We start from the raw sequence: 5,720 nt of genomic DNA on the forward strand, positions 1-5,720 counted from the left end.
AGTATTGGTTAAATAACCAATACTTTTTTGTTTACATATAAAGATTATGATATTATTAAAGCAATAAATAGCAGATTTAAGTAAGGAGGGGCTATGTGTAGAGAACATATTTTAGTAGTAGAAGATGATGCGGATATTAATAATTTGGTTGCTAAAAACTTAAAGAAGAAGGAATATAGAGTTACTCAAGCATTTTCAGGAAGTGAAGCATCATTACGTTTATCTATGGATAAATTTGATATGATTTTGCTTGATTTGATGTTACCAGGTATAACGGGTGAAGAATTGATTAAAGATATTAGAGAAAAAAATGATATGCCAATTATAGTTATTTCGGCAAAAACTTCTTTAGAAGATAAAGTTGATATTTTAAACTTAGGAGCAGATGATTATATTACAAAGCCTTTTGAATCAGAAGAAATTTTAGCTAGAGTTAATTCTCAGCTAAGAAGATATAAAAAATTTGATAAAAAATTAGAAGATATTAATGAATATAAATTTAAAAATTTAAGCTTAAATGAACAGTCTAGAGAAGTAAAAGTAAATGGAAAAAATATATATCTAACGGGTCATGAGTTTGACATATTAAATATATTACTTAAAAATCCAGATAAAGTATATTCAAGAGAAGTATTATATGAAAAGATTTGGAAGAGTGGATATTATGGAGAAGATAATGCTGTAAATGTTCATGTTAGTAATATTAGAAAGAAAATTAAAGAAATGGATAGCGATGAAGAATATATAAAAACAGTTTGGGGAATTGGGTTTAAACTAGATAAAAATTAATAATCTTTAAACTTTCTTTAAACTTTCTTGAATATTTATTAAAAATATTTCTGTATTCTTATTACTATAGAACTAATTAAATAGTTTATAAAGAACTAAAAGAAAGTGAGAAGGGAGATTAAAATGAAGCCAGTTATTAAAACACATAAATTATCAAAAAAGTATAAAGAATACACTGCATTATCAAACGTAGATATTAATGTTAATCAAGGTGACATTTATGGTTTAGTTGGAAATAATGGAGCAGGAAAGACTACACTTCTTAGAATTTTAACAGGTCAGTCAGAAGCTACAAGTGGAAGTTTTGAATTATTTTCAAAATCTTCTAGCGAGGATTTAAATAAAGCGAGAAGAAGAACAGGATCAATTATTGAAACTCCATGTTTTTACCCAAAATTTACAGTACATCAAAATATGGAATATTACCGTCTTCAAAGAGGTATTCCAGGGAAAGAAAAAGTTGATAAAGTTCTTAAAGAAGTTAATTTACTTGATGCAAAGAAAAAGAAGTTTGAAGAATTATCTCTTGGTATGAAGCAAAGGTTAGGGTTAGCTCTTGCTATTATGACAGAGCCAGAATTATTAATTCTTGATGAACCAATTAATGGATTAGATCCATCTGGGATTATTGAAATTAGAAATTTACTATTAAAACTTAATAAAGAAAAAAATATTACAATAATAATTTCAAGTCATATACTATCAGAGTTATCAAATATTGCAACTTGTTATGGATTTTTAAATAAAGGAGTTTTAGTTGAACAATTATCAGCTAAAGAACTTGAAGAAAAGTGTAAGAGTTTTTTAGCGATTAAGGTTACAAATGCGAAAAAACTTTCAGCACTTCTAGAGGAGAAGTTAGGATATATAAATTATAAGGTGATTCCAGGAGAAAAAATACATCTATTTGATGGAGTTAAAAATCCTGAAAAGATAAGCGAGTTAGTAGTTTCTAACGGTATTGGATTAATATCATTGGAACATAAATCTCTCGACCTTGAAAATTATTATATGTCTTTAATTGGAGGTGCTAAAAATGACTAATTACATTAAAAGTGAAGTTTATCGTAATCTACGTTCTAAAGGGAATTATATGTTTTTATTTGGAGGTATGGGATTTGTAATTTTATTAAATGTTTCGTTAGGTATTTATGCTAATGGTCAGGCAAACTTCCCTTATGGTAACACAGGATTTTCATTTAGCAGTTTTTTTACATCAATGTTAACTCCTATGATTATATGTTTACCTATGGTTTCAGCGATTTATGGACAGGAATTTAAACATCATACTCTAAAGAATTCTATTTCTTATGGAATACCAAGAAATCAAATTTATTTTGGAAAATTTTTAATGGAGTTAGTTATTTCATTAATAAATTTAATATTTATTAGTGGGGCATATATTATAAGTGCATATATTATGCTTGAAAATAGTGGGATAGTATATTTAAATGACCTACTTAGAGCAATAGTAGCTTGTACTCCTTTATTTTTAGTTAGTATGACAGTTGCTCATTGTCTTTACTTTACATTTGAAAATGAAACAGTAGTAGGGGTGACTTGGGCGGTAATAATTATTATAGTGCCACAATTACTATCAATAGCAGGGAGAAAAATTGTAGTATTAGAAAAAATAGCAAGTTTGATGCCAGCAAACATTGTCACAAATATTATTTATAACCAAGGAAAAGGGCATATGATTATGTATTGGAGTAGCCAAGAAGGACTTATTAAGTGTTTTATAGTAGGTGCTATAGGTACTTTAATATTTTATATGTTAGGACTTTTATTATTTAAAAAAAGAGAGATTAAGTAGGAGGATATTAGTGTGCAGATAATAGTATTTATTTTGATTATTTTATTAATACCAAGCGTGTATTTTTCTGCACGCTTTTTCCTGCTTTCTAAAAATATCAAGGGAGCAACTAATGATTTTAAAGAAATTAGTGAAAATATAGAAGCTAATCGTAAGCTTACATTTGCATATCCTAATAAAGAATTTGAAAATTTATTGAAAGAAATAAATGAATACTTAGGAAAAACACAAGCTGATAAAATTAGATATATTAAAAGAGAAGAAGAAATTCGAAAAGAGATTGAAAATATATCTCATGATTTAAGAACACCTTTAACTTCTATACTTGGATATTTAGAGCTTATGAGAGATGAAACTTCTACTAATGAAGAAAAGGAAGAGTATATTTCGATTATAGAAAGAAAATCAAAAGGACTACAAAATTTAATTCAATCCTTTTATGATTTATCAAGATTAGAATCGAAAGAATATAAGATGAAAATGGAAGTTGTTGATATTCATAAGGAATTAAGAGAACAACTACTTGAATTTTATAATGAATTTGATAAAAATGGTATTAATGTAGAACTAGATATTGGAGAAGAACCTATAAGCATACTAGGAGATATAAATGCATTAGAAAGAATATTTACAAACTTAATTCAAAATGCTATTAAATATAGTGAGACTAAGTTTAATGTATCATTAAGGAAAAAAGATGAAGAAGTAATTATAATATTTGCTAATGATACAAAAGGTTTGCATGAATATGAATTAGAAAAATTATTTAAACGTTTTTATATGAAGGATGCTTCAAGAAATAATCAAAGTTCTGGTCTTGGGCTTACAATTACTAACCTTTTGATTCAAGCTATGGGAGGAGAAATCCAAGCAGAGGTTGATAAAGAGTGGATTAGATTTAAAGTAAAATTTATGATTAAGTAATTTATATGCAATATTTACTCTAAATTGCATACTATATAGATAAATAATTTTTTACTATTGACATTAAAAAGATATTTATATATTATTAATACAATTAAATAAAACGGCTATGATGAGAAGAGTAGGCAAGAATCTTATTTTACAGAGAGCTCCATAAGGTGGAAAGGAGCAAATAACTATTGTTGAAACAAGCCTCTGAGCCTCATACGGATCTTTTTAAAGTGATGCTATGACGTTTGTTCACGTTACAGAACTAGAGTATAAGTATTAAAATACCGTACTTGAAGAGGTTAATATGGTGACATATTAACAAACTAGGGTGGCAACGCGAATTTAACTCTCGTCCCTAAGACTATAAAAGTCTTAGAGATGGGAGTTTTTTTAATACAAAGAATAAAGAAAGGATGTGATTAAATGGGACAAATAAAGTATTTTTAATAAAAGGATTTAGCTTTATCCAAATTTACCAGCAAATATTATATACAAACTAAATACTAAAAAATTAAAAATATGGAGGTATATAATATGAGCAGCAATAAAGAAAATTTAAATTTTATAGATAGATTAATTAGAAAAGATTTAGAAGATGGGAAATGTGACAAAATTCATACTAGATTTCCACCAGAACCAAATGGATATCTTCATATAGGAAGTGCTTATGCTATAAACATAAGTTATTCACTAGCTGAGAAATATAATGGTGAATTTAATTTAAGATTTGATGATACAAATCCACAAAAAGAAAGTAATGAGTTTGTAAATTCTATAATAGAGGATATGAAATGGTTAGGGTTTGATTATGGTGATAAAGTATTTTTCGGTTCTGACTATAGTGAAAAAATATATAATTATGCAATATATCTTATTAAAAAAGGAAAAGCATATGTATGCGATTTAAGTAATGAAGAAATAAAAGAATATAGGGGGACACTAACTACAAAAGGAAAATATAGCCCTTATAGAGATAGAAGCGTTGAAGAAAATTTAGATTTATTTATAAAAATGAAAGAAGGATATTTTGAAGAGGGAAGTAAAGTTTTAAGAGCTAAAATTGATATGGAAAGTAGCAATATGAATATGAGAGATCCTATAATATATAGAATATTAAATACTTCTCACTATAGAACAGGTAATGATTGGTGTATTTATCCTATGTATGATTATGCTCATCCGATTCAAGATTATATAGAAGGTATTTCTCACTCGTTATGCTCAGCTGAATTTAAAGATCATAGACCATTATATGAATGGGTATTAAATGAATTAGATTTAGAAAATAATCTTCCTAAACAAACAGAGTTTGGAAGAATGAGTTTAAGTGGAGTAGTAACAAGTAAAAGATATTTAAAACAACTTGTAGAAAGCAAGGTTGTAGATGGATGGGATGACCCAAGACTTCCAACTATAAAGGGATTAAAAAGAAGAGGATATACAAAAGAAGCAATATCTAGTTTCTTAGGGGAAATAGGAGTAGCTAAAAGTGAAAGTATTGTTGATATATCAATGCTAGAACATGCTATAAGGCAAGATTTAAAAACTAAGGCTCCATCTGTAATGGCAGTATTAGATCCTATAAAAGTTGTTATAACAAACTTAGATGAAAATCATATAGAATATCTAGATATTGAAAGTAATATAGAAAATAACAAGATAGAAAAAAGAACAATACCATTTACAAAATACTTATATATAGAAAGAGAAGACTTTAACGAAAATCCACCAAAGAAGTATAATAGATTAATATTAGGTGGAGAGGTTAGACTTAAGAATGCATATTTTATAAAGTGTGAAGAAGTTATAAAAGATGAAAATGGAAATATAATTGAACTTAGATGTACCTATGACCAAGAAACTAAGAGCGGAAGTGGATTTAATAAAAGAAAAGTAAAGGGAACAATTCACTGGATAAGTGAAAGTAATTGTACACCTTGTGAAGTAAGATTATTTGATAGTTTATTTACAGAATTACCATCTTCAAATAATTTATTTGATGTTTTAAATCCAAACTCAATAGAAATTAAGACTAATTCAGTTATTGAAAATTATGCTCTTGAATTAGATGATGATGAAAGAATTCAATTTATGAGAAACGGATACTTTGTAAAGGACTATAAACTTTCAAGTAATGAAAAGCTAGTTTTTAATAGGATAGTAGCGCTTAAAAGTTCATATAAATAATATAAAAATAGGC

General features: G+C 27.0%; 5 protein-coding genes and 1 other annotated feature. All 5 genes read left to right on the forward strand.

The features are described 5' to 3' along the window. The first annotated feature begins 93 nt into the window (after positions 1-93). Positions 94-789 carry a response regulator transcription factor gene (locus tag BN899_RS02960; RefSeq protein WP_042272758.1) on the forward strand — a complete coding sequence of 232 codons (696 nt, stop codon included), beginning with the start codon at positions 94-96 and terminating at the stop codon, positions 787-789. A gap of 123 nt (positions 790-912) precedes the next feature. Further along, positions 913-1,833, forward strand: coding sequence for an ABC transporter ATP-binding protein (locus BN899_RS02965; protein ID WP_042272760.1), 921 nt, complete (start codon positions 913-915; stop codon positions 1,831-1,833). After that, positions 1,826-2,605 carry an ABC transporter permease gene (locus BN899_RS02970; protein ID WP_042272763.1) on the forward strand — a complete coding sequence of 260 codons (780 nt, stop codon included), beginning with the start codon at positions 1,826-1,828 and terminating at the stop codon, positions 2,603-2,605. Before BN899_RS02965 ends, BN899_RS02970 begins: the two co-directional genes overlap by 8 nt. Positions 2,606-2,617: 12 nt before the next feature. Then, positions 2,618-3,529, forward strand: a complete 912-nt coding sequence (locus BN899_RS02975; RefSeq protein ID WP_052356536.1) for a sensor histidine kinase — start codon at positions 2,618-2,620, stop codon at positions 3,527-3,529. A gap of 100 nt (positions 3,530-3,629) precedes the next feature. Further along, positions 3,630-3,880: a binding site (T-box leader), on the forward strand. A gap of 174 nt (positions 3,881-4,054) precedes the next feature. Continuing rightward, positions 4,055-5,707: a glutamine--tRNA ligase/YqeY domain fusion protein gene (locus tag BN899_RS02980; protein ID WP_042272764.1), complete on the forward strand. Its 1,653-nt coding sequence runs from the start codon at positions 4,055-4,057 to the stop codon at positions 5,705-5,707. Positions 5,708-5,720: the final 13 nt, after the last annotated feature.

Source organism: Faecalimicrobium dakarense (assembly GCF_000499525.1).
GTDB classification, from domain to species: Bacteria; Bacillota; Clostridia; order Peptostreptococcales; family Peptostreptococcaceae; genus Faecalimicrobium; species Faecalimicrobium dakarense.